This is a genomic window from Allobosea sp. GW821-FHT03A12 (assembly GCF_058986765.1).
In genome coordinates this window covers 1,015,176-1,036,984 of record NZ_JBYSVZ010000003.1, presented here as the reverse complement: position 1 = coordinate 1,036,984, position 21,809 = coordinate 1,015,176, and the positions used below count along the sequence as shown (strand labels likewise).

Annotated in this window: 23 protein-coding genes and 2 riboswitches; of the genes, 16 read left to right on the top strand and 7 right to left on the bottom strand. The window is 67.3% G+C overall.

The window, feature by feature from the left end:
* Position 1: 1 nt before the first annotated feature.
* From AC3WLC_RS12410 to AC3WLC_RS12385, 6 genes are all read left to right on the top strand, one after another.
* Positions 2-3,457: a chromosome segregation SMC family protein gene (locus tag AC3WLC_RS12410; RefSeq protein WP_493684218.1), complete on the top strand. Its 3,456-nt coding sequence runs from the start codon at positions 2-4 to the stop codon at positions 3,455-3,457.
* A gap of 316 nt (positions 3,458-3,773) precedes the next feature.
* Positions 3,774-4,148: an AtpZ/AtpI family protein gene (locus AC3WLC_RS12405; RefSeq protein WP_493684217.1), complete on the top strand. Its 375-nt coding sequence runs from the start codon at positions 3,774-3,776 to the stop codon at positions 4,146-4,148.
* Positions 4,149-4,196: 48 nt separating this feature from the next.
* Positions 4,197-4,943, top strand: a complete 747-nt coding sequence (locus AC3WLC_RS12400; protein WP_493684216.1) for a F0F1 ATP synthase subunit A — start codon at positions 4,197-4,199, stop codon at positions 4,941-4,943.
* A gap of 62 nt (positions 4,944-5,005) precedes the next feature.
* Positions 5,006-5,233 (top strand): F0F1 ATP synthase subunit C, encoded by a 228-nt coding sequence (locus AC3WLC_RS12395; protein WP_091831801.1) that lies wholly within the window; start codon positions 5,006-5,008, stop codon positions 5,231-5,233.
* Between the two features lie 126 nt (positions 5,234-5,359).
* Complete coding sequence (locus AC3WLC_RS12390) at positions 5,360-5,914, top strand: F0F1 ATP synthase subunit B (protein WP_493684215.1); 555 nt, start codon at positions 5,360-5,362, stop codon at positions 5,912-5,914.
* Positions 5,915-5,922: 8 nt separating this feature from the next.
* Positions 5,923-6,405: a F0F1 ATP synthase subunit B family protein gene (locus AC3WLC_RS12385; protein ID WP_493684551.1), complete on the top strand. Its 483-nt coding sequence runs from the start codon at positions 5,923-5,925 to the stop codon at positions 6,403-6,405.
* A 92-nt stretch (positions 6,406-6,497) separates the two neighbouring features.
* Here the strand turns inward: AC3WLC_RS12385 and AC3WLC_RS12380 are convergent, their stop codons facing one another.
* Positions 6,498-7,811 (bottom strand): L,D-transpeptidase family protein, encoded by a 1,314-nt coding sequence (locus tag AC3WLC_RS12380; RefSeq protein ID WP_493684214.1) that lies wholly within the window; start codon positions 7,809-7,811, stop codon positions 6,498-6,500.
* Positions 7,812-7,977: 166 nt separating this feature from the next.
* Between AC3WLC_RS12380 and AC3WLC_RS12375 the strand changes: the two genes are divergently transcribed.
* Together AC3WLC_RS12375 and AC3WLC_RS12370 are read left to right on the top strand one after the other, a co-directional pair.
* Positions 7,978-8,241: a type II toxin-antitoxin system Phd/YefM family antitoxin gene (locus AC3WLC_RS12375; RefSeq protein ID WP_493684213.1), complete on the top strand. Its 264-nt coding sequence runs from the start codon at positions 7,978-7,980 to the stop codon at positions 8,239-8,241.
* Entirely contained in the window at positions 8,238-8,663 is a 426-nt protein-coding gene (locus tag AC3WLC_RS12370; protein ID WP_493684212.1) for a type II toxin-antitoxin system VapC family toxin, read from the top strand. The genes AC3WLC_RS12375 and AC3WLC_RS12370 overlap by 4 nt, the downstream gene beginning before the upstream one ends.
* Positions 8,664-8,718: 55 nt before the next feature.
* On the opposite strand, the gene gcvPB is transcribed toward AC3WLC_RS12370, so the two are convergent.
* The 6 genes from gcvPB to AC3WLC_RS12340 all read right to left on the bottom strand — a co-directional run bounded on the left by gcvPB (position 8,719) and on the right by AC3WLC_RS12340 (position 14,756).
* Entirely contained in the window at positions 8,719-10,293 is a 1,575-nt protein-coding gene (gene gcvPB / locus AC3WLC_RS12365) for an aminomethyl-transferring glycine dehydrogenase subunit GcvPB (protein ID WP_493684211.1), read from the bottom strand.
* A complete protein-coding gene (gene gcvPA, locus AC3WLC_RS12360) occupies positions 10,293-11,633 on the bottom strand; it encodes an aminomethyl-transferring glycine dehydrogenase subunit GcvPA (RefSeq protein WP_493684210.1) in 1,341 nt (446 codons plus the stop codon). Before gcvPA ends, gcvPB begins: the two co-directional genes overlap by 1 nt.
* 103 nt (positions 11,634-11,736) lie before the next feature.
* Positions 11,737-12,111, bottom strand: coding sequence for a glycine cleavage system protein GcvH (gene gcvH, locus AC3WLC_RS12355; protein WP_137881507.1), 375 nt, complete (start codon positions 12,109-12,111; stop codon positions 11,737-11,739).
* Between the two features lie 26 nt (positions 12,112-12,137).
* Positions 12,138-13,286, bottom strand: a complete 1,149-nt coding sequence (gene gcvT / locus AC3WLC_RS12350) for a glycine cleavage system aminomethyltransferase GcvT (RefSeq protein ID WP_493684209.1) — start codon at positions 13,284-13,286, stop codon at positions 12,138-12,140.
* A 59-nt stretch (positions 13,287-13,345) separates the two neighbouring features.
* A riboswitch (glycine riboswitch) is annotated at positions 13,346-13,443 on the bottom strand.
* 4 nt (positions 13,444-13,447) lie between these two features.
* A riboswitch (glycine riboswitch) is annotated at positions 13,448-13,547 on the bottom strand.
* Between the two features lie 76 nt (positions 13,548-13,623).
* On the bottom strand, positions 13,624-14,241 hold the full coding sequence (locus tag AC3WLC_RS12345) for a hypothetical protein (RefSeq protein ID WP_493684208.1): 618 nt from the start codon (positions 14,239-14,241) through the stop codon (positions 13,624-13,626).
* A complete protein-coding gene (locus AC3WLC_RS12340; RefSeq protein WP_493684207.1) occupies positions 14,238-14,756 on the bottom strand; it encodes an invasion associated locus B family protein in 519 nt (172 codons plus the stop codon). The genes AC3WLC_RS12345 and AC3WLC_RS12340 overlap by 4 nt, the downstream gene beginning before the upstream one ends.
* A gap of 368 nt (positions 14,757-15,124) precedes the next feature.
* Here AC3WLC_RS12340 and coxB point away from each other — a divergent pair, with 368 nt between their 5' ends.
* From coxB to AC3WLC_RS12300, 8 genes are all read left to right on the top strand, one after another.
* The gene (gene coxB / locus AC3WLC_RS12335; RefSeq protein ID WP_493684206.1) at positions 15,125-16,006 is read left to right on the top strand and encodes a cytochrome c oxidase subunit II; all 882 of its coding nucleotides are present in this window, start codon (positions 15,125-15,127) and stop codon (positions 16,004-16,006) included.
* Positions 16,007-16,062: 56 nt separating this feature from the next.
* Positions 16,063-17,697, top strand: coding sequence for a cytochrome c oxidase subunit I (gene ctaD / locus AC3WLC_RS12330; protein WP_493684205.1), 1,635 nt, complete (start codon positions 16,063-16,065; stop codon positions 17,695-17,697).
* Between the two features lie 134 nt (positions 17,698-17,831).
* Positions 17,832-18,788 (top strand): heme o synthase, encoded by a 957-nt coding sequence (locus AC3WLC_RS12325; RefSeq protein ID WP_493684204.1) that lies wholly within the window; start codon positions 17,832-17,834, stop codon positions 18,786-18,788.
* The gene (locus AC3WLC_RS12320) at positions 18,785-18,961 is read left to right on the top strand and encodes a cytochrome c oxidase system small membrane protein (RefSeq protein WP_493684203.1); all 177 of its coding nucleotides are present in this window, start codon (positions 18,785-18,787) and stop codon (positions 18,959-18,961) included. Before AC3WLC_RS12325 ends, AC3WLC_RS12320 begins: the two co-directional genes overlap by 4 nt.
* A 4-nt stretch (positions 18,962-18,965) precedes the next feature.
* A complete protein-coding gene (locus tag AC3WLC_RS12315) occupies positions 18,966-19,544 on the top strand; it encodes a cytochrome c oxidase assembly protein (RefSeq protein ID WP_493684202.1) in 579 nt (192 codons plus the stop codon).
* Between the two features lie 49 nt (positions 19,545-19,593).
* Positions 19,594-20,451 carry a cytochrome c oxidase subunit 3 gene (locus AC3WLC_RS12310; RefSeq protein ID WP_493684550.1) on the top strand — a complete coding sequence of 286 codons (858 nt, stop codon included), beginning with the start codon at positions 19,594-19,596 and terminating at the stop codon, positions 20,449-20,451.
* A 77-nt stretch (positions 20,452-20,528) separates the two neighbouring features.
* Entirely contained in the window at positions 20,529-20,903 is a 375-nt protein-coding gene (locus tag AC3WLC_RS12305) for a DUF983 domain-containing protein (protein ID WP_346362397.1), read from the top strand.
* A complete protein-coding gene (locus AC3WLC_RS12300; protein WP_493684201.1) occupies positions 20,900-21,652 on the top strand; it encodes an SURF1 family protein in 753 nt (250 codons plus the stop codon). Before AC3WLC_RS12305 ends, AC3WLC_RS12300 begins: the two co-directional genes overlap by 4 nt.
* Positions 21,653-21,809: the final 157 nt, after the last annotated feature.

Below are 21,809 nucleotides of genomic sequence, written 5' to 3'. Positions count from 1 at the left end.
GATGCATCTGACGCGCCTCAAGCTCGCCGGCTTCAAGACCTTCGTCGAGCCGACCGAATTCCAGATCGAGCCGGGGCTGACGGGCGTCGTCGGCCCGAACGGCTGCGGCAAATCCAATCTCGTCGAAGCCCTGCGCTGGGTGATGGGCGAAAGCTCGTTCAAGAACATGCGCGGCTCGGGGATGGACGACGTCATCTTCGGCGGCTCGTCCGAGCGCCCGGCCCGCAACATGGCCGAGGTCGCACTCACCCTCGACAACAGCGACCGCAAGGCGCCCGCCGCCTTCAATGAGGCTGAGGTGCTGGAGGTGACGCGCCGGATCGAGCGCGAGGAAGGCTCGACATACCGGATCAACGGCAAGGAGGTGCGCGCCCGCGACGTGCAGCTCCTCTTCGCCGACGCCGCCACCGGCGCGCGTTCGCCGGCGCTGGTGCGCCAGGGCCAGATCAGCGAGATCATCTCGGCCAAGCCGCAATCGCGCCGACGTATCCTCGAAGACGCCGCCGGCATCGCCGGGCTGCACAGCCGCCGGCATGAGGCCGAGCTGCGCCTCAGGGGCGCCGAGGACAATCTCAACCGGCTCGAAGACGTGCTCGCCGAGATCGACGGGCAGGTCGAGGCTTTGCAACGCCAGGCGCGCCAGGCGACGCGTTACCGCAACCTCGCCTCGGACATCCGCAAGGCCGAGGCCGTGCTGGCGCTGATCGCCCATCACGAAGCGCGGACGCAGGAAGCCGGAGCCGAACGGGCGCTCGAAGCGGCCGTCCGTGAGGTCGCCGACAAGACCGGCGTGCAGGCGGAAGCGGCCCGGCTGCAGGCGATCGCGGCGCATGCCCTGCCGGCGCTGCGCGAGGGCGAGGCCGCGGCCGCAGCAGCACTTGTGCGCTTGAAGCGCGGCCTCGACGAAATCGAGGCCGAGAATCGGCGCGCCAGGCAGCGCACCGAGGAACTGGCCAAGCGGCTCGCCGAACTGCAGGGCGATCTCGCCCGGCAGGACAGCCTCGGCAAGGATGCAAGCGACAGCCTGTCGCGCCTGACGGCCGAGGATGAGAGCCTGCGGCTGGAGGCCGAAGCCGCGACGGGCAGCAGCAAGACGGCAGCCGTCGAGCTCGCCGAAGCCGAGAAGGCGCTGGCGGCCGCCGAAGCCGAGCATGCGGCAGTGCAGGCAAGGCTGTCCGAATTGAGCGCCCGACGCGGTGCGCTCGAACGGGCCCTGCGCGAGGCCAGGGAACGCGAGACCCGCCACGCGGCAGAGCGCGAGCGGCTGCAGCGCGACCAGGCTGCGCTCGATGCCGACGGCACCGCCGCCTCGCTCGACGGCTTGCGTGCCACCGTTGCGACCGCGGAAACGGCGATGCAGAGCGCGGATGCCGCTGCGGGTGCGGCGCGCAGCGCTCTCGCTGCCGCGCGCGAGGAGGAAGCGCGGCTACGCGGGCCGGTCGCGGAAGCCGACCGCAAGGCGCAACGCCTGGAAACCGAAGTCCGCACCCTCCAGAAACTGCTCGCTCCGGCGGCCGGCGGACGCTGGCCGGCGATCCTCGATTCGATCGCTGCGGCCAAGGGCTACGAGACAGCGCTGGGCGCAGCGCTCGGCGACGATCTCGACGCCTCCGCCGATTCCGCCGCGCCGGCGCATTGGTCCGACAGCGGCAGCGGCGAGAGCGACCCTGCCCTTCCAGAGGGCGTCGAGCCGCTCGCCAGGCATGTGCGCGGACCCGCGGCACTCGCCCGGCGCCTGCGCCAGATCGGCGTCGTCGCCCGGGCGGATGGCGTCGCCTTGCGACCCAAGCTGTTGCCGGGCCAGCGGCTGGTCTCGCGCGAAGGCGATATCTGGCGCTGGGACGGCTTCACCAGCGCTGCCGAAGCGCCCTCTCCCGCCGCCCGCCGGCTCGCCGAGAAGAATCGCCTCGGCGATCTCGAACGCGAGGCGCAGGTGGCGCGCGAAGCGTCCGAAGCGGCGCGTGATGGTCTCGACCAGGCGAGCGAACGCACCAAGGCGGCCACCCAGACCGAGACGAAGGCGCTGGAGGCAGCCCGCGAGGCCAGGCGCAATCTCGACCAGGCGCGCGAGCGGCTGGCCCAGGCCGAGCGCAAGGCCGGCGAGACGGCGGCCCGCCGCTCGGCCCTGACCGAGGCGATCGGCCGGCTCGGCCAGAACATCGCCGACGCGCAGGCGCAAACCGAAGCCACGAATCAGGATCTAGGGGGCCTCGCCCCGGCGCCCGAACTGGAAGGCGCCCTGCTCGCCGCCCGGGCCGAACTGGGCGAGCGGCGTGCGGCAGCCTCCGAGGCGCGGGCGCGGGTGCAGACGCAGGGGCGCGAGGCCGAATTGCGCAGCCGCCGCCGCGAGGCGATCGCAGGGGACCTGCGCGCCTGGCGCGAGCGGGCCGCCACCAGCGAGCAGAGCGCTGCCGATACCCGCCGGCGAATCGAGACCGCTGCGGCCGAGCACAAGGCCCTCCTGGAGGCGCCCGACACCTTCCTGGTCGAGCGCCGCCGGCTCCTCGCCGAGATCGAGACTGCCGAGGGCAACCGGCGTACCGCCGCCGACAAGCTCGCCGCAGGCGAAGTCGCGCAGGCGGAAGCCGACCGGCAGGCACGTGCGGCGCTGGAAGCGCTGTCGGCGACCCGCGAGGCTCGTGCGAGCGCGGAGGCCAGGCTGGAGGCAGCGCGGCAGCGCCTCGCCGATGTCGTGCGCCAGATCGTCGACGGGCTGGAGACGGAGGTCGCAGGCCTGCATCAGCTCGCCGGGCTGAAGGTCGGCGATACGCCGCCGGATGCCGAGGATGTCGAGCGCCGGCTCGGTGGGCTCAAGGCGGAGCGTGAGCGGCTCGGCGCGGTCAATCTGCGCGCCGATGACGAACTCACCGAAGTCCAGGGCAAGCGCAGCGGCCTCGCAACCGAGCGCGATGACCTGACCGAGGCGATCCGGCGCCTGCGCCAGGCGATCGGAGCGCTCAACCGTGAAGGACGGGAGCGGCTTCTTGCCGCATTCGAGATCGTCAACGGCCATTTCCAGCATCTCTTCGGGGTGCTGTTCGGCGGCGGCACAGCCGACCTGACCCTGGTCGATTCGGAGGACCCGCTCGAAGCCGGGCTCGAGATCATCGCGCGGCCGCCGGGCAAAAAGCCGCAGGTGATGACCTTGCTCTCCGGCGGCGAGCAGGCGCTGACCGCAACCGCCCTGATCTTCGCGGTGTTCCTGACCAATCCCTCGCCGATCTGCGTGCTCGACGAGGTCGACGCCCCGCTCGATGACGCCAATGTCGAGCGCTATTGCGACCTGCTCGAGGAGATGGCGCGCAACACCTCGACGCGTTTCATCCTGATCACCCACAACCCGATCACCATGGCGCGCATGGACCGGCTGTTCGGCGTCACCATGGCCGAACGCGGGGTCAGCCAGATGGTATCGGTCGACCTCGCCACGGCCGAGCGCATCCGCGAGGCGGTCTGACATTATTGCCGCGGCGCACAAGAATCGTCCAAAGCGCCCTGCGACACTCTAAAATCATTTTATTTTTCAAGGCATTAATCACGACCTGCTCAACTTGACACCATATGACCCCGTCAATATGGTGCGCCCGATTTTTCCGGGTGGCGGAGCTTTTTTCACCGCGCGGAGCGATCGGCAATCCGATGAGCGCCCGCCACGACGATCCGGTTCCGGATCGACCGGCCAGGCAGCGCAAATCAGCGACAATTCCGGTATTGTCCGGTTTCTTCGGGGACCGAGCACGGAAGGGTCGTGTCATGACGGCGGTCGAACGGTGATGACGGGCCAGGACGGACAAGGTTCAGGCCCGGAGCGGCCTGCGGACAAGGATGCGAGCCTCGAAAGCCGGCTCAAATCCCTAGATGCGGGCCTGAAGCGTGCGACCAACCAGACGGAAGCCGAAATCCGGCGCGAGAGCACGTCCGCCGATTCCAGCGGAATCGGTCAGGCGATGCGGCTTTCCACGGAATTCGTTGCCGGCATCATTGTCGGCGGCGGGCTCGGCTGGGCCGTCGATAAATGGCTGGGGACGGCGCCCTTCGGGATGATCGCCCTGCTGATGCTCGGCTTCGGCGCTGGCGTGATGAACGTCGTGCGCGCTGCGGGCTTGATGAAATCGCGCACTGACGATAAGTCGGGCGCGCAGAACTGAGGCTCGGTCCCGAAAGGGGCCGTCTTATGGCAGGAACAAGGGCGACAGATGGCTGGTCCGATCGAACAATTCGAGATCAAACCGATCGTGTCTCTTGGCAAGATCGGCGGAAGCGAGATCGCTTTCACCAATTCCGCCCTGTTCATGGTCGCCGCCGTCGCCATCATCGTGCTGCTCTTCGTCTACGGCACGCGCAACCGCTCGCTGGTTCCAGGCAGGCTGCAATCGCTGGCTGAGATGGGCTACGAGTTCGTAGCCAACACAGTGAAAGACTCGGCCGGCCATGACGGCATGAAGTTCATGCCGCTGGTGTTCTCGCTCTTCATGTTCGTGTTGGTCTGTAACATGCTCGGCATGATCCCGGGTTCGTTCACCGTCACCAGCCACCTGATCGTCACCGCCGCGCTCGCCGCGCTCGTGATCTTCACCGTCATCATCTATGGCATCGCCAAGCATGGCGCCCACTTCTTCGGCCTGTTCGTGCCGAAGGGCGTGCACCCGTTGATGCTTATCATCCTGGTGCCGATCGAGGTGATCTCCTTCGTCTCGCGCCCGATCAGCCTGTCGGTCCGTCTCTTCGCCAACATGCTCGCCGGCCACATCGCGCTGAAGATCTTCGCCGGCTTCGTGGCGACGCTGCTCTTCGCCGGCGGCTGGGCCATCCTCTCGCCGCTGCCGCTCGTGCTGACCATCGCGCTGATCGCGCTGGAATTCCTGGTCGCCGGCCTGCAGGCCTATGTCTTCGCCGTGCTGACCTGCATCTACCTGCACGACGCCCTGCATCCGGGCCACTGATCGGCCCTGATCCCCAAGTTCACCCCTCGACTGTCACAACTATCCCCCTAAGGAGCATTTCCATGGATCCCGTCGCAGCCAAGTACATCGGCGCTGGTCTCGCTTGCCTCGGCATGGCCGGCGCGGGCATCGGCCTCGGCAACCTGTTCGGCCAGTTCCTCTCGGGCGCCCTGCGCAACCCGTCGGCGGCCGATGGCCAGCGCGGCACCCTGCTGCTCGGCTTCGCGCTGACCGAAGCGCTCGGCATCTTCTCGCTGCTGATCGCGCTGCTGCTGCTCTTCGCGGTCTGATCGCGAACGCTACCCGAGCCTGCCGCAGGCGGCGCCCCTCATAAGGCGCCACGCGGCGGGCTCCCGCCTCCCTTCCCTATCGCCGTGCGAACCGTCCGGGCTCGCGCGGCCGGATGAGGTTCAGTGATGGCAGCGCCAGCCACGACCACCGGAACGACCGCCCATGGCGGCGCGGCTCCCGCCCATGGCGGCGGCTTCCCGCCTTTCCAGGGCGAAACCTTTGCCTCGCAGCTGCTCTGGCTCGCGATCACCTTCGGCTTCCTCTACTGGCTCGCCGCCAAGGTCATCGTGCCGCGTCTCGGCAGCATCCTCGAGGACCGCGCCAACAAGATCGGTGGCGACCTCGACGAAGCAGCCGCGATGAAGGCCAAGGCCGAAGAGGCCGGGCAGGCCTATGAGAAGTCGCTTGCCGAAGCCCGCGCCAAGTCACAGGCGATCGCGCAGGAGACGCGCGAGAAAGTCAACGCCGACAGCGCCACGCGGCGCAAGAGCGTCGAGGCCGATCTTTCCGCCAAGCTCGCCGATGCCGAGGCCAAGATCGTCGCCACCAAGACCGAGGCGATGAGCCATGTCGAGGCGATCGCCGCCGACGCGGCCGGCGCTATCGTCAGCCACCTGACCGGCACGGCTCCGGCCCCGGCCGACGCCGCCAAGGCGGTCAAGACCGCGCTGGGAGGCTGAGCACCATGTTGAGCAATCCGACCTTCTGGGTCCTCGTCTCGACCGTCATCTTCCTCGCCATGGCGGTGAAGATGGGTGCTCTCAAGGGCCTCACCGGCGCGCTCGACGCGCGTGGTGAGCTTGTCGCCCGCGAACTCGCCGAGGCGCGGCGCCTGCGCCACGAGGCCGAGCTGCTGCTCGCCGAGTTCGAAGGCAAGCGCAAGGCCGCCGAGGCCGAGGCCGAGGCGATCGTCGCCAACGCCAAGGACGAGGCCCTGCGCCTCGCCAAGGACGCCGAGGAGAAGCTGGCGGAGTTCGTCACCCGGCGGACCAAGTCGGCCGAGGACAAGATCGCCCAGGCCGAGACGCAGGCCACCGCCGAGGTCCGTGCCGCCGCCGCCGAGGCTGCGACCCGCGCCGCCGAGGTCATCCTGCGTGGCCAGGTCGCCGGCAAGGCCGGTGCCGACCTGATCGCCGCCGGCCTGAAGGACGTGCGCGCCAAGCTCAACTGAGCCGCTGCGCCATTGCGAGAAACGAAAACGCCGCGGTCCTCGGACCGCGGCGTTTTTCATTGACTCTTCTGACCAGGAAGGACTGCCCTGCCCTACTGGATGGCGACAGCCGTCGGGGGCGCCGGACGCGGCGCGGCGACGGGAGCGGCCGCAGCCTTCGGCGCAACCGGCCGGACGACCGGCTGAGGCAGCTTCACCGTGGCGGGGGCAGCGCCTGCCGGAGCGACGACCGGCTTGGGCTTGGGCCGGCGTGGCTGGATCGTCGAGGTGACGATGCCCTGCGGCGTGTCGAGCCCGTAGATGTCGTCGCGGAACTGCACCAGCCCCTCGGCATCCTGCCAGCCGGTCATGTAGACCCAAGCGACCGGCACCGCCTTCTTCAGCGTGATGTTCTTGCGCTCGCCCTTGGCGATCTCGGCCTCGATCGCGGCCTCCGTCCATTCGGTGCCTTCGAGCAGCCAGGCCGCGAGGTCGCGCACGCCCTCGATGCGGGCACAGCCGGAGGAGTTGAAGCGGACATCGTTGCGGAACAGCGACTTCTTCGGCGTGTCGTGCATGTAGACCGCCTCGCTGTTCGGCATGTCGATCTTGAGCTGGCCGAGCGAATTGGTCGGGCCCGGCTCCTGCCGGACGTAGAAATAGGGGTTGCTCAGGCTCGCCCAGTTGACGCTGGCCGGATCGATCTCGCGGTTCTCGGCGCCGAGCAGCTTCATGTTGGACTTGGCAATGAAGTCCGGCTCCTTGCGCATCTTCGGGATGATGTCGGCCTTCACGATCGACATCGGCACCGTCCAGTAGGGGTTCAGATTGACCGAGGTGATGTTGGCCTGGAGCACAGGCGAGGCCCGATCGGGCCGGCCGACGATAGCGAGATGGCGGCGCTGCACCACGCCCTTTTCCACCGCCTCGGCGCTGGCGCCGGGGATGTTCACCACGACATAGCGATCGGTGAAGCTGAAGCCGTTGCCCTTGAGCCGCTCCAGCGTCGCGGTGAGCTGGTTGAGGCGCACTTCCACGGGTACGTTCAGCGCCTTCAAGGTGAGGCGGCCGACCGTGCCGAGATCCGACAGGCCATGGCGACGCTGGAAGCGCTTCATCGCGGCGACGACGGTCGCGTCATAGACATCGCCCGGCAGGGCATCGGGCGGCAGGTCGCCGCTCAGCATCAGCCGCTTCTTCAGAAGGGCGACATCCGGCCCCTGCGAATCAGGCTTCAGCGCGCTCGCCGAGCCGGGAATCTTGGGCCAGCCGCCGCGGCCGGCGATGTCCTCATGCGTGATCAGCGCCTCGAGCGTGCGGTCATAGGTCTTGGGGCCATAGCCCGGCTCCTCGGCGCGGGAGGCCGAGAGCATCGCCGCGAAGGAGACCGCGGCGGCGAGCATATGGCGAAGGCGAACGCGATACATGGGCGAGCTTCCGAGGCGCGAGGATACACGCCGTCGGAAGCTTCCCTCGCATATGGTCAAGGAAGCCTTAAGGCAGGCCGGAAAGGTGACCATAAGTCAGCTCGGCTTGCCGGACGCCGTAGATGACCCATATAGTCATCATGGTCATTTCTTGGGGAGGCGGTGCATGACAGCGACATCGAAGGCGAGCTGGAGCGTCGCCAACGCCAAGGCGCACTTCTCCGAGCTCATCGACAAGGCAAAGTCCGAAGGTCCGCAGACGGTGACCCGCAACGGCAAGCCGGCAGCGGTGCTGGTGTCGGTGGAGGAGTGGGAGAAGAAGACGGCGCCGAAGGGCAATTTGCTGGAGTTTCTGCAGAACTCACCACTACGGGGGGCTGACCTCGACCTCAGGCGCCTCACAGATCAGCCGAGCGACATCGAGCTGTGAAAATACTGCTCGATACCAACGTCATTTCCGAGCCGCAGAAGCCGCAACCATCAGCTGCCGTCGAACGCTTCCTCCAGGATACCCCCGAGGAAGGCCTCTATCTCAGCATCATCACGATTGCCGAGCTCTACCGCGGCGTGGCCTTGATGGCGGAAGGCCGCCGACGCATCCGCTTGAGCGAATGGGTCGCGGCTGAGCTGCCGGCGCGTTTCGGGAACCGGCTCCTTCCGATCTCGACACCGGTCGCAGCGCTCTGGGGCGACGTGATGGCGCAATCTCGCCGCACTGGCCTGAACATGTCGATCATGGACGGGTTTCTCGCGGCGACAGCCGCCACACACAGCCTCGCCATCGCCACGCGCAACGTCAGACATTTCACCGGCCTCGGGCTGACGATCATCGATCCCTGGGACGAGGCCTGAAGACATCGGATCTGATCGGGTCGAGCGACCCGATCAGAAGCAGGAAACGCCGGCCTTACTCCGCCGCTTCCTTCACCGGCGCGGGCTTTTCCCATTTCAGCACCGGCTGGCGCGCGGCCCTGGTCTCGTCGAGGCGGCGCATCGGGGCATGATGCGGAGCAGCGGTGAAGCGGCTCTTGTCGTTGCCTTTGGCAGCGATGGCGAGGTCGCGCAGCGTCGCGATGAACAGGTCGAGCGAGGCCTTCGATTCGGACTCGGTCGGCTCGATCAGCATCGCGCCGTGGACGACGAGCGGGAAATACACCGTCATCGGGTGATAGCCTTCGTCGATCATCGCCTTGGCGAAGTCGAGCGTGGTGACTCCAGTGCCCTTCAGCCAGTCGTCGTCGAACAGCGCCTCGTGCATCGAGGGGTGGTCGGGGAAGGGCAACGACATCAGGTCGGCGAGGCCTGCGCGGATGTAGTTGGCGTTCAGCACCGCGTCTTCCGAGGCCTGCTTCATGCCGTCGGCGCCATGGCTGAGCATGTAGGCCAAGGCCCGCACATACATGCCCATCTGGCCGTGGAAGGCGGTCATGCGGCCGAACGGGTCGTTCCCCTCCGGCGCATCGGCCTTGTGCTCAACCAGACGCGACTTGCCGCCCTCGACATGGATGAACGGCACCGGCGCGTAGGGCGCCAGCCGCTCCGACAGCACGACCGGGCCGGCGCCCGGACCGCCGCCGCCATGCGGGGTCGAGAAGGTCTTGTGCAGGTTGATGTGCATGGCGTCGACGCCGAGATCGCCCGGGCGCGCCTTGCCGACAATCGCGTTGAAATTGGCGCCGTCGCAATAGAAATAGGCGCCGGCCTCGTGCATCGCCGCGGCAATCTCGACGATCTGCGGCTCGAAGATGCCGCAGGTGTTCGGATTGGTCAGCATGATCGCGGCGACCTCGGGGCCGAGCAGCGCCTTGACGTCCTCGACCGCGACAGTGCCGTCCGGACGGGCCGGAACGGCCTTCACCGAGAAGCCGATCAGCGCCGCGGTCGCCGGGTTGGTGCCGTGAGCCGATTCGGGAACCAGCACGACGTTGCGGGTCGCGCCCTCGCCCTTGGCAGCGATGGCGGCCTTGATCGCCATCATGCCGCAGGCTTCGCCATGGGCGCCGGCCTTGGGCGACAGCGCCACCGCCGGCATGCCGGTCAGCGTCATCAGATAGCGGGCGAGCTCGAGCATGACGTCGAGCGCGCCGGGCACGGTCGAGACCGGCTGCAGCGGGTGCACGTCGGAGAAGCCCGGCAGCCGCGCCACCTTCTCGTTGAGGCGGGCATTATGCTTCATCGTGCAGGAGCCGAGCGGGAACAGCCCGGTGTCGATGCCGTAGTTCTTCTGGCTGAGGCGCACATAATGGCGCATCGCCTCCGGCTCGGAGAGGCCGGGCAGGCCGATCTCGCCCTGGCGAGCATGCTTGCCGAGGCGGCTCTTGAACGGCGCCGGCTTGTCGATATCGACGCCGGTCGTCTCGTGATGGCCGATCTCGAAGATCAGCGGCTCGATCTGCTGGAGGGCCTTGTTGCCGGTGAAGGTCTCGTGACGCTGGCTCTCGCCCTCGCCAGCCTGGGTGGGACGTCCCTGACGGTTCAGCATCACAGCACCTCCGCGAGCGCCGCCACGAAGGCCGCCCGATCGTCATCCGTATTCACTTCGGTATTGGCGACGATCAGGAGATCGTCGAGCCCGGCGCCCGGCAGCAGGCGCGAGACCGGCACGCCGGCGAGGATGCCCTTGGCGGCGAGCGCCTCGGCCACCTCGGCCGCCGGCTTGGCGAGCTTCACCGTGAACTCGTTGAAGAAGCTCTCGTTCAGGACTTCGGCGCCCTTCACGCCGGCGAGCGCGTCGGCGAGCTTCACCGCATTGGCGTGGTTGACCTCGGCGAGCCGGGTCAGGCCGGCCTGACCGAGCAGCGTCATGTGGATGGTGAAGGCCAGCACGCACAGGCCGGAATTGGTGCAGATGTTCGAGGTCGCCTTGTCGCGGCGGATATGCTGCTCGCGGGTCGAGAGCGTCAGCACGAAGCCGCGGCGGCCATCGGCATCGACGGTCTCGCCGCAGAGCCGGCCCGGCATCTGGCGGACATATTTCGACTTGGCGGCGAAGAGACCGACATAGGGGCCGCCGAAGTTCAGGGCATTGCCGATCGACTGGCCCTCGCCGACGACGATGTCGGCGTCCTGCGCGCCGGGCGGGATCACCGCGCCGAGCGAGACGACCTCGGTGAACACCGCGATCAGCAGCGCGCCATGGGCATGCGCCTTGTCGGCGATCGGCTTGAGATCGCGCAGGTTGCCGAAGACGTCGGGCGACTGCACCACGACGCAGGAGACGCTGTCGTCGATCGCGGCGAGGATGTCCTCGGTGGCGCGGACGTCGGGCTTCAGCGCCACGACCTCGTCACTGGCCATCTCGGACAGGGTCTCGACGACCTGGGTGTAATGCGGGTGCAGGCCGCCGGAGAGCACCGCCTTGCGCCGCCGGGTGACGCGGTGGGCCATCAGCACCGCCTCGGCCGTGCCGGTCGAGCCGTCATACATCGAGGCGTTGGCGACCTCCATGCCGGTCAGCGCCGCGACCTGGGTCTGGAACTCGAAGAGATATTGCAGCGTGCCCTGCGCGATCTCGGGCTGATAGGGCGTGTAACTGGTCAGGAATTCCGAGCGCTGGATCAGATGATCGACCGTCGCCGGGACATGGTGCTTGTAGGCACCGGCCCCGACGAAGAACGGCACCGAGCCCGCCGCGGTGTTCTTCGCCGACAGCCGCCCAAGGATGCGCTCGACCTCAAGCTCGCCCTTGGCGCGGGGCAGGTCGAGCGGCTCTTTCAGCAGCTTGCCGTTCGGCACGTCGGAGAAGAGCGCATCGACATCGGTTACGCCGATGCGCGCGAGCATGTCCTCGCGGTCGGTCTCGGTCAGGGGGAGATAGCGCATGGAGGTTCCTTGAATGGCGTCATGCTCGGGCTCAGCCCGAGCATCTCTTCGACCAGTGCTTTCTGGTCCGGAGGTTGGGGCTCTCCGGACCAGAGTGACGGTTTCAGAGCGTCTTGACGTAGTCCTGGTACTCGGCCTCGCTCAGCAGGCCATCGAGCTCGCCGGTGTTCGCCAGCTTGATCTTGACGAACCAGCCCTTGCCGGCCGGGTCCTCGTTGACCGTGCCCGGCGCGGCTTCAAGCTCGCTGTTGACGGCGACGACCTCGCCGGAGACCGGCGCATAGACCTCGGAGGCCGCCTTGACGCTCTCGACGACGGCAGCTTCTCCGCCCTTGGCGAGCGCCTTGCCGACGGTGGGCAGCTCGACGAAGACGACATCGCCGAGCTGGCCCTGGGCGTAGTCGGTGATGCCGACCGTGCCGGTGTCGCCCTCGATGCGGATGTATTCGTGGTCCTTGGTGTAGCGGGTCTCGGCCATGGTTTCCTCCGACGAAACAGGTGGGTTCAGCGCTTGTAGCGGTTGGGGACGAAAGGCATCGCGGCGATGGTCGCCGGCAGGGGCTTGCCGCGCACGATCAGGTCGAGCTTCGTGCCGGGAGCCGAATGCTCCCTGGCGACATAGCCCATGGCGCAGGGGCCGTTCAGGGTCGGGCCGAAGCCGCCCGAGGTGACCTTGCCGACGATGGTGCCGTCGGCAGTGGCGATCTCCGCACCCTCGCGGGCCGGAGCCCGACCTTCCGGCAGCAGGCCGACGCGGATGCGAGCCGGCTTCTCGGCGAACTCGCGCTGGATGCGAGCGGCCCCCGGGAAACCGCCCTCCTCGCGCCGGCGCTTCTGGATCGACCAGTTGAGCGCCGCCTCGACGGGGGAGGTCGTGGTGTCGATGTCGTGGCCGTAGAGGCAGAGGCCCGCCTCAAGGCGCAGCGAATCGCGGGCGCCGAGGCCGATCGGCTTGACGCGCGCATCGAGCAGGAGCGCGTCCCAGATCTCGCCGATCCGGTCGGCCGCGGCGGAGATCTCGTAGCCGTCCTCGCCGGTATAGCCGGAGCGGCTGACGTTGGCCTTGACGCCGCCGAGCTTCAGCGTGCGCAGGGTCATGAAGCCCATTTCGGCGGCCTCGGGATTGAGCGCCGCCAGCGCCTCCTCGGCCTTGGGGCCCTGCAGGGCGATCAGGCCGCGATGCTCGGCCTTGACCAGCTTCACATGGGCCGGCAGCCGCGCCTCGATATGGGCGTAGTCCTCGGTCTTGCAGGCAGCGTTGACGACGAGCAGCAGCGCCCCGTCCTCGTCCGGATCGGCCGAGCGGGTCACCATCAGATCGTCGAGGATGCCGCCCTCCTCGTTCAGCAGCTGCGAATAGCGCTGCTTGCCGGGCGGCAGGTTGACGATATCGGCCGGGATCAGCGCTTCGAGCGCGCGGGCCGTGGTCTCGTGGTCGGGACCGACGAGGAAAGCCTGGCCCATATGCGAGACGTCGAACAGGCCGGCGCTCTCGCGCGTCCAGTTGTGCTCGGCCATGATTCCGGCGGGATACTGCACCGGCATGTCGTAGCCGGCGAACGGCACCATGCGCGCGCCGAGCGTGACATGGCGGGCGCGCAGCGGCGTCTTGAGCAGCGGCTCGGTGCTTGCAGTCTCGGCTTCGGCAGCCATGGCATCCCCTCAACAGAATCGAGCGCGAGCCCCGGACGGATTCGTCCGGAGCGCGCCCCCTCTGTCTCGGGACCTGAGAGATTTCCCCACTGGGCCGAAGCCCAAGCGGGTTACCCCCGTCGGTGGGCGGGCTTCAAAAGCCCGCCGCTTTCCAGAGCGCCAATTCCCACGCGGTCCGTTTGCCTGAGCGTTTCCGGGGCGGTTGCGCCTTCGGCGCCGGGTCCGGACAAGTCCGGCCCCGGTCTCTCCCGCGGGGATGATGCGGCTGAGCCAGCAATAGACGAGCGGGGGGCCGAGTCAATCGGCCCACCCGCCCGAATTCACGGCAGCGTGCCGCTTACCTGCGCCGGCGCCGCGCCGGCTCGCCGCCGCCCGGATTCAGGCCGACGATGATCTCGACCTCGCCGGAGCCGGCGGGGACGGAGATGTTGCTCTCGACATGCGAGAAGTCGGCACCTGTCTGGCCGCCGGGGATGGCACCGCCGACACGAGCGCTACGGCGCGCGATCACCTGGTTGTTGCGCATCACCTGCGTGTACAGCGTCGCGCCATAATTGCCGGGGCTGCCGGCCGGCCCGATCAGGATCCGACCTTCGACGCCGACCTTGAGGGTGAAGGCGCCATCCTTGCCGACCGGGGTGCATTCGCGCGCCACGGTGGTGATCGAGACCTGGCTGCGCAGGCTGCCGCTGTCCGCCCCCGACTGGGCGCGGATCGCGGCGCCGCCATCGGAGATGATCACCTGCGGACAGATGAAGTTGACATCGTCATCGGTCGGCAACTGATCGGCCGGCGGCGGCGTGGTCGACTGGAACATCAGGATATTGCCGAGCTTCTGCGCGGAGCTCGGCTCGCCGGTGCCCGACGAGCCGGAAGAGCCGCAGCCGGCGAGCACGAGCGCCAGAGCGGCAGGCAAAGCGAACCGGCCGACGCGGCCAGCGAAGCGATCAATCACGGCAAAGCCTCCACACCGGGACCGAATCCGTTGAGCGAAACCGGGATTCCGACCCCCTCCTCCGGCGTCTGAAACACGATGAATGTGGCGCTCTTACCAGTCTTGAGCTGGCCGAGCAGGGTATCGTCCATCACCACCTCGGCGACGCAGCCGGTGGTCAGGCAGCGCACGAAGCCGGCGCGGCCGATATCCTTGTCGTCGATCTTGAGGCCGAGACCGGAAGGCAGCAGCACGCCGAGCGGGGCGACGACGCGCAGCAGGCGGCTCTTCTGGTCGGCCGTCTTCAGCACGATGACGAGCAGGGTCAGATTCGGCCTGTCCTCGGCCGCAACATTCTGCACGAGCGCGCATTGCTCGGCCTTGGCGCCCGGCGGCGTCTCGCAGCGCATCTGCCAATCGCCATGGGTGGAGCGTACCGCGCCTTGCGCGTGGGCCGGCGTGGCCGAAAGCCAGCCGCAGCCGAGGACGGCAAGCGCCGCGGCCACGGGACCGATCAATGAGCGCATCCCTGTCATCCTCTCCTTACAGGCGTGGGAATGTGCGCACACCCACACCGAAACGGCGCCCCCGCCACGCGAGAATGCGTTCCGACCATGCGTCCCGATTCCTGTCAAGGCGAAGGATCACGTGCGTCCGCGTGGCAGACTCGTGGCAGACTGACTGCAGGCTGCGCAGATCGGCCACCGCGCGTCCATGCATATGTCGCGTACTTATGCCGCACGGGCTGCGTCACAGGCTGTCATTGCCCCACTGGCGCAAGCGTGATCTTTGATTTATCGCAATGCCGAAGAACCGGGTCGGCCAGACGTGGCTGCCCCGGCGCGCGCCTGTCTTAAGCTGACGGAGGCAGATCGCGCGGCATCACAGGAGCTATGTCGGACCGATGCGATTTGTGACCACTCCTCTCAGGAACGCCCTGGCGGCCTTCGCCGCTGCTCTGGTGGCGTTTTCGCCGGCCGTCGCATCGGCCCAGAACGGCATGCCTCATCCCTGGCAGATGAACCTGCAGCCGGCGAACTCCGAGGTGATGACGTTCATCCACTGGTTCCACGACTGGGTGAACGTCCTGATCTTCATCATCACGCTCTTCGTGCTGGCGCTGCTGGTCTATGTCGCCTGGCGCTTCAACGAGAAGCGTAATCCGGTCGCCTCGAAGACGACTCACCACGCGCTGCTCGAAGTGGCCTGGACGATCGTCCCGGTCCTGATCCTGGTCGTGATCGCGATCCCCTCCTTCCGCCTGCTCAAGCTGCAGCTCGAAATTCCGCAGGCCGACATGACCGTGAAGGTCACCGGCAAGCAGTGGTACTGGTCCTATGAGTACCCGCAGGACGGCGGCAGCTTCGGCTTCGATTCGCTGATGCTCGACGAGAAGCAGCGCGCCGAGGCGATCTCGTCGAAGAAGATCGCCGAGACCGAGGCGCCCCGCCTGCTCGCCGTCGACAACGAGGCGGTCGTTCCGGTCGGCAAGATCGTGCGCCTGCAGATCACCGGCGCCGACGTCATCCACAAGTTCGCGCTGCCGGCCTTCGGCGTGAAGATCGACGCCATTCCCGGCCGCCTGAACGAGACCTGGTTCCGGGCCGATCGCGAAGGCATCTTCTACGGCCAGTGCTCGTTCATCTGCGGCCAGAACCACGCCTTCATGCCGATCGCCATCCGCGTCGTCAGCCAGGAGCGCTACACGGCCTGGCTCGCGGAAGCGAAGCAGAAATTCGCCAATGCGGCAGACGCCACCAGCAAGGTCGCCGAAGCGGCCCGCTGAACCCGACATCTTGAAAGAACTCACGCGAACCGCATTCGCAGGAGGAGACGAATTCCATGGCTACCGCGGCTCCCCACGCCCACGGGCATGACGACGCCCACGCCCACGAGCACCATACCCCGACGGGCTGGCGCCGCTGGCTGCTCTCGACCAATCACAAGGACATCGGCACGCTCTATCTGATCTTCTCGATCATCGCGGGCCTGATCGGCGGCTTCCTGTCGATCATGATGCGCATCGAGCTGCAGCAGCCGGGCCTGCAGATCTTCGCCAACGGCCAGAGCTACAATGTCTTCGTGACCGGCCACGGCCTGATCATGATCTTCTTCATGGTCATGCCCGCCCTCATCGGCGGCTTCGGAAACTGGTTCGTGCCGCTGATGATCGGCGCGCCGGACATGGCCTTCCCGCGCATGAACAACATCTCGTTCTGGCTGACGGTGGCGGGACTGATCCTGCTGCTGATCTCGATGTTCGTCGAGGGCGCGCCCGGCGCGCACGGCGTCGGCACAGGCTGGACGATCTATCCGCCGTTCTCGTCGACAGGCCATCCCGGCCCCTCGGTCGATTTCGGCATCCTGGCGCTGCACCTTGCCGGCGCGGCCTCGATCCTGGGCGCGATCAACTTCATCACGACCATCCTGAACATGCGCGCGCCCGGCATGACCATGCACAAGATGCCGCTGTTCGCCTGGGGCGTGCTGGTGACCGCCTTCCTGCTGCTGCTGGCGCTGCCGGTCCTCGCCGGCGCGATCACCATGCTGCTGACCGACCGCAACTTCGGCACGACCTTCTATGATCCGGCCGGCGGCGGCGACCCGGTGCTCTACCAGCACCTGTTCTGGTTCTTCGGCCACCCCGAAGTCTACATCATGATCCTGCCGGCCTTCGGCATCATCAGCCACATCATCTCGACCTTCTCGAAGAAGCCGATCTTCGGCTATCTCGGCATGGCCTACGCCATGGTCGCGATCGGCGTGGTCGGGTTCATCGTCTGGGCCCACCACATGTACACGGTCGGCCTGTCGCTCAACACGCAGCGCTACTTCGTGTTCGCGACGATGGTGATCGCGGTGCCGACCGGCGTGAAGATCTTCTCCTGGATCGCGACGATGTGGGGCGGCTCGCTCCGCTTCACCGCGCCGATGGTCTGGGCGATCGGCTTCATCTTCCTGTTCACCGTCGGCGGCGTCACCGGCGTCGTGCTGGCCAATGCCGGCCTCGACCGCTCGCTGCACGCGACCTACTACGTGGTGGCACACTTCCACTACGTGCTGTCGCTCGGCGCGGTGTTCGGCATCTTCGCGGGCTTCTACTACTGGTTCCCGAAGATGAGCGGCTACATCATCCCGGACTGGATCGGCCGCCTGCACTTCTGGATTGCCTTCATCGGCGCGAACCTGCTGTTCTTCCCGCAGCACTTCCTCGGTCTCGCCGGCATGCCGCGCCACTATGTCGACTATCCCGACGCGTTCGCCGGCTGGCACTTCTGGTCGTCGATCGGCTCCTACATCTTCGCGGCCGGACTGCTGGTCTGGATCTACGGCGTCATCGTCGCCTTCACCAAGAAGGAGCTCGCCGGCGACAATCCGTGGGGCGAAGGCGCGACCACGCTGGAATGGACCCTGTCCTCGCCGCCGCCCTTCCACCAGTTCGAGACGCTGCCGCGCATCGCCGGCTCGGACCACTGAAAACACCGGCGGCGGGCGCAACAGCCCGCCGCCGCCTCTCCCCCGAGCGCCTGGTCCCAGGCGTTCCGGAGACGGGCGGATTCCGCAACCGATGCCCCCAGGGCATCCCCAAGAGTTGAAGTGAACGTATTTCGATGTCTGCTGCCTTCGATCAGATCAACCAGGCTGACGACGGCGTCGCGCTGAGTTCCACCGGCGAGGCGCGGGACTTCTTCGCGCTGCTCAAGCCGCGGGTGATGTTCCTGGTGATCGTCACGGCGCTCGGCGGCATGGTCGCGGCGCCTGGCACGGTCAATCCGGTGATCGGCTTTGCCGCCCTGCTGGCGATCTCGGTCGGTGCCGGCGCCTCGGGCTGCCTCAACATGTGGTGGGACGCCGACATCGACGCGGTAATGGCCCGCACCGCCGGCCGGCCGATCCCTGCCGGCCGCATCCTGCCCTCGGAGGCGCTCGCCTTCGGCCTGACGCTCTCGATCGGCTCGGTGCTGGTACTCGGCCTAGTCGCCAACCTGCTCGCGGCGGCGATGCTGGCCTTCACCATCTTCTTCTACGCCGTCGTCTATTCGATGTGGCTGAAGCGGGCGACGCCGCAGAACATCGTGATCGGCGGCGCCGCCGGCGCCTTCCCGCCGATGATCGGCGAAGCGGTGGTCACCGGCGATTTCGGCATGACCTCGATCGTGCTGTTCGCCATCATCTTCCTGTGGACGCCGCCGCATTTCTGGGCGCTCGCTTTGGTGAAGTCGGCCGACTACGCCCGCGCCGGCATCCCGATGCTGCCGAACGTCGCCGGCCCGGCCGCCACCCGCCGCCAGATCGTCGCCTATACGCTGGTGCTCGCCCCGGTCGCGGTGCTGCCGGCTCTGATGGGCTTCGGCGGGCTGATCTACCTGATCGTCTCGGTCGCCACCGGCCTGGCCATGATCGGCCTGTCGCTGCGCGTGCTGAAGGTCACCGAGGGTGAAGCCGCCAACAAGGCCGCCTATGCTCTGTTCGGCTTCTCGATCCTTTATCTCTTCCTACTCTTCGCCGTGCTGCTGGCCGAGAACGGCCTCGGCCTGATGTGGGCTCTGCCCAAGGTGCTGGGATGAGCCAGGACCCGCAAGGCAAGAAGCAGCCGCCGGCGCCGTTCTCGCCGGAGGACATGGCGCGGCGCAATCGCCGCTCGGTCGCGCTCGCGCTCGTGCTCGGCGGGCTCGTGCTGTTCTTCTTCATCGTGACGCTGGCCAAGACCGGGCCGGCGGTCCTCAACCGGCCGCTGTGACGCGATGAGCACCGCTTCCCGCAACCGCCGGACCGTCCTCGCCTGCAGCGCCGCCGTGCTCGCCATGACCGGGCTCTCCTTCGCCGCAGTGCCGCTCTACAACCTGTTCTGCAAGGTCACCGGCTTTGCCGGCACGCCGATGGTCGGCACCGCCGCCACCGGCAAGACCAGCGATCGAATCGTCTCGGTCATGTTCGACGCCAATGTCGCGCCGGCGCTGGGCTGGCGCTTCGAGGCGGAGAAGACGGAGATCAGGGCGCAGGTCGGCGTGACGCAGACGGTGTTCTACAAGATCACCAACACGTCCTCGCGGCCGATGACCGGGATCGCGACCTACAACGTCCAGCCGAACCAGTCGGGCGCCTATTTCGTCAAGATTCAGTGCTTCTGCTTCACCGAGACGACGCTGCAGCCGGGCGAGACCCTGGAAGCGCCGGTGGTGTTCTACATCGATCCCGAGATCGAGTTGAACCGCGAGCTCGCCAGCCTGAAATCGATCACCCTGTCCTACACCTACTTCCCGTCGAAGAACGGGCAGCCGGTGGCGGAAAGCAAGGGTGACGGCAACCAATCGAAACTATAAAGCTGCGCAGGAAGCGCTGCACTTCTACGGACGCGGAGACTTGAGCACGATGGCCGGGGCCCATACCAAGAACCACGACTACCACCTCGTCGATCCGAGCCCGTGGCCGCTCGTCGGTGCGGCCAGCGCCACCATCATGGCGATCGGCGCGGTGATGTGGATGAAGTCGCTGCCGCTGCTGGGCATGAACATCGGCCCGATGGTCTTCGGCGCCGGCCTGCTCGGCGTGCTCTACACCATGCTGGCCTGGTGGATGGACGTGATCCGCGAGGCCGAGACGGAGGGCCACCACACCCGCGTGGTGCAACTGCACCACCGCTACGGCATGCTGATGTTCATCGCCTCCGAGGTGATGTTCTTCGTCGCCTGGTTCTGGGCCTTCTTCGACGCCAGCCTGTTCACCGGCGAGCACATCCAGTACGCCCGCGCCGAGTTCACCGGCGGTCACTGGCCGCCGAAGGGCATCGAGACCTTCGACCCCTGGCACCTGCCGCTGCTCAACACGCTGATCCTGCTGACCTCCGGCACGACCGTGACCTGGGCGCACTATGCCCTGATCCAGGGCGACCGTAAGAGCCTGAAGCAGGGCCTGTGGCTGACCGTGATCCTCGGCATCCTGTTCACGATCACGCAGGCCTACGAGTACGCGCACGCCGCCTTCGCCTTCAAGGGCAACATCTACGGCGCGACTTTCTTCATGGCGACCGGCTTCCACGGTTTCCACGTCATCATCGGCACGATCTTCCTGGCGATCTGCCTGTGGCGCGTCTATCTCGGCCATTTCAAGCCGAACCAGCATCTCGGCTTCGAGTTTGCCGCCTGGTACTGGCACTTCGTCGACGTGGTCTGGCTGTTCCTGTTCGCCTCGATCTATGTCTGGGGCTCGGGTACGCCCGCGGCACACTGACAGTCGGGCCGGAAGCGGCCGCGAACCTGACACAGGGGCGGCCGCGAGGCCGCCCTTTCCGTTTGCAGGAGGCCGCGATGGCGCAGCCGCAGATCACACCGCCCTCCCCTTACGCGACCGGCCTGTCTGGCCGCTGCCCGCGCTGCGGCGAGGGCAAGCTGTTCGACGGCTATCTCAAGCTGAAGCCGCGCTGCGCCGCCTGCGGGCTCGATTTTTCCTTCGCCGATTCGGCCGACGGCCCCGCCGTGTTCATCATGCTGATCGCCGGCTTCTTCGTGCTCGGCCTCGCGCTCTATGTCGAGATCGCCTACACGCCGCCGATCTGGTTGCACCTGCTACTCTGGCTGCCGCTGGCGCTCGTCACCTGCCTCGGGCTGCTGCGGCCGATGAAGGGGCTGGCGGTCGCCCTGCAATATGCCCACAAGGCTGAGGAAGGCAGGCTGAAGAAGTGAGCGCGTCCGCCTCCTCCACGCCCCGGCCCAAGCTCCTGCTGCCGGCGCTCCTCACCATCGTCGGCGTCGCGGTGCTGTGCACGCTCGGCACCTGGCAATGGCTGCGCATGAGCGAGAAGCGCTTCTTCATCGAGCGACTGGAAACGCAGGCCAAGGCTGTCCCGGTGCAGCTGTCCGCCAATGGCGGCTGGCCGAAGCTCGACCTCACGCGTGCCCAGGCCAAGGGAAGCTATCTCGACGGCATGGCCAGCGTGCGCACCACCATCGCTGCCGGCCCGCCCGGCTCGCGCCAGCTTTCCGGCTTCGGGCGCTGGATCTTCCAAGGCTTTCGCCTGGATGACGGCATGACGATCCTGGTCAATCGCGGCTTCGTGCCGGAGAGCCGCTTCGCGGCGATCGCACCCGCGACAGGTACGGCGACCATCACCGGCTATCTGCGCGCAGCCGAGACGCGTAACAGCTTCACGCCTGCCGACCTGCCGCAGCAGCGCGAATTCTACACGCGCGATCCCGAGGCCATCGCCGCGGCGCTGGGCATCGGAGCGATCGCGCCCTTCTATCTGGAGGCAGAGCGCCAAGGCGACGGACTGACCCCGCCGGCCGGTGTCGACGTCAACGAGCTGATCGGCCGCATCCCGGACAACCACCTGCAATACGCGCTGACCTGGTGGGGGCTGGCGCTGACGCTGATCGGGGTGTTTACGGCCTATGCCTTGCAGGCGCGCAGGAAGCCTGTGGTGGCTGAGTAAGAGCCTAAAACCAACCACGCTGTCATCCCGGACGGAGCGCAGCGGAGATCCGGGATCCATTCCGGAGCCTTTCCGAAAAAGGTTCCGGAATGGGTCCCGGGTCTCCCTCCGGTCGCCCGGGACGACTCGCGCATTTTGGACCGAACTTTCGGGGTAG

What these genes read in the sequence shown, in the direction of transcription:
- AC3WLC_RS12395 (WP_091831801.1), top strand. Translation starts at nt 5,006, where the DNA reads ATGGATCCCGTCGCAGCCAAGTACATCGGCGCTGGTCTCGCTTGCCTC.
- AC3WLC_RS12400 (WP_493684216.1), top strand. Translation starts at nt 4,197, where the DNA reads ATGGCTGGTCCGATCGAACAATTCGAGATCAAACCGATCGTGTCTCTT.
- AC3WLC_RS12320 (WP_493684203.1), top strand. Translation starts at nt 18,785, where the DNA reads ATGAGCCAGGACCCGCAAGGCAAGAAGCAGCCGCCGGCGCCGTTCTCG.
- gcvH (WP_137881507.1), bottom strand. Translation starts at nt 12,111, where the DNA reads ATGGCCGAGACCCGCTACACCAAGGACCACGAATACATCCGCATCGAG.
- gcvT (WP_493684209.1), bottom strand. Translation starts at nt 13,286, where the DNA reads ATGGCTGCCGAAGCCGAGACTGCAAGCACCGAGCCGCTGCTCAAGACG.
- AC3WLC_RS12325 (WP_493684204.1), top strand. Translation starts at nt 17,832, where the DNA reads ATGTCTGCTGCCTTCGATCAGATCAACCAGGCTGACGACGGCGTCGCG.
- AC3WLC_RS12310 (WP_493684550.1), top strand. Translation starts at nt 19,594, where the DNA reads ATGGCCGGGGCCCATACCAAGAACCACGACTACCACCTCGTCGATCCG.
- AC3WLC_RS12380 (WP_493684214.1), bottom strand. Translation starts at nt 7,811, where the DNA reads ATGTATCGCGTTCGCCTTCGCCATATGCTCGCCGCCGCGGTCTCCTTC.
- AC3WLC_RS12305 (WP_346362397.1), top strand. Translation starts at nt 20,529, where the DNA reads ATGGCGCAGCCGCAGATCACACCGCCCTCCCCTTACGCGACCGGCCTG.
- AC3WLC_RS12405 (WP_493684217.1), top strand. Translation starts at nt 3,774, where the DNA reads ATGACGGGCCAGGACGGACAAGGTTCAGGCCCGGAGCGGCCTGCGGAC.
- AC3WLC_RS12410 (WP_493684218.1), top strand. Translation starts at nt 2, where the DNA reads ATGCATCTGACGCGCCTCAAGCTCGCCGGCTTCAAGACCTTCGTCGAG.
- AC3WLC_RS12315 (WP_493684202.1), top strand. Translation starts at nt 18,966, where the DNA reads ATGAGCACCGCTTCCCGCAACCGCCGGACCGTCCTCGCCTGCAGCGCC.
- gcvPB (WP_493684211.1), bottom strand. Translation starts at nt 10,293, where the DNA reads ATGCTGAACCGTCAGGGACGTCCCACCCAGGCTGGCGAGGGCGAGAGC.
- AC3WLC_RS12375 (WP_493684213.1), top strand. Translation starts at nt 7,978, where the DNA reads ATGACAGCGACATCGAAGGCGAGCTGGAGCGTCGCCAACGCCAAGGCG.
- AC3WLC_RS12390 (WP_493684215.1), top strand. Translation starts at nt 5,360, where the DNA reads ATGGCAGCGCCAGCCACGACCACCGGAACGACCGCCCATGGCGGCGCG.
- gcvPA (WP_493684210.1), bottom strand. Translation starts at nt 11,633, where the DNA reads ATGCGCTATCTCCCCCTGACCGAGACCGACCGCGAGGACATGCTCGCG.
- ctaD (WP_493684205.1), top strand. Translation starts at nt 16,063, where the DNA reads ATGGCTACCGCGGCTCCCCACGCCCACGGGCATGACGACGCCCACGCC.
- AC3WLC_RS12340 (WP_493684207.1), bottom strand. Translation starts at nt 14,756, where the DNA reads ATGACAGGGATGCGCTCATTGATCGGTCCCGTGGCCGCGGCGCTTGCC.
- coxB (WP_493684206.1), top strand. Translation starts at nt 15,125, where the DNA reads ATGCGATTTGTGACCACTCCTCTCAGGAACGCCCTGGCGGCCTTCGCC.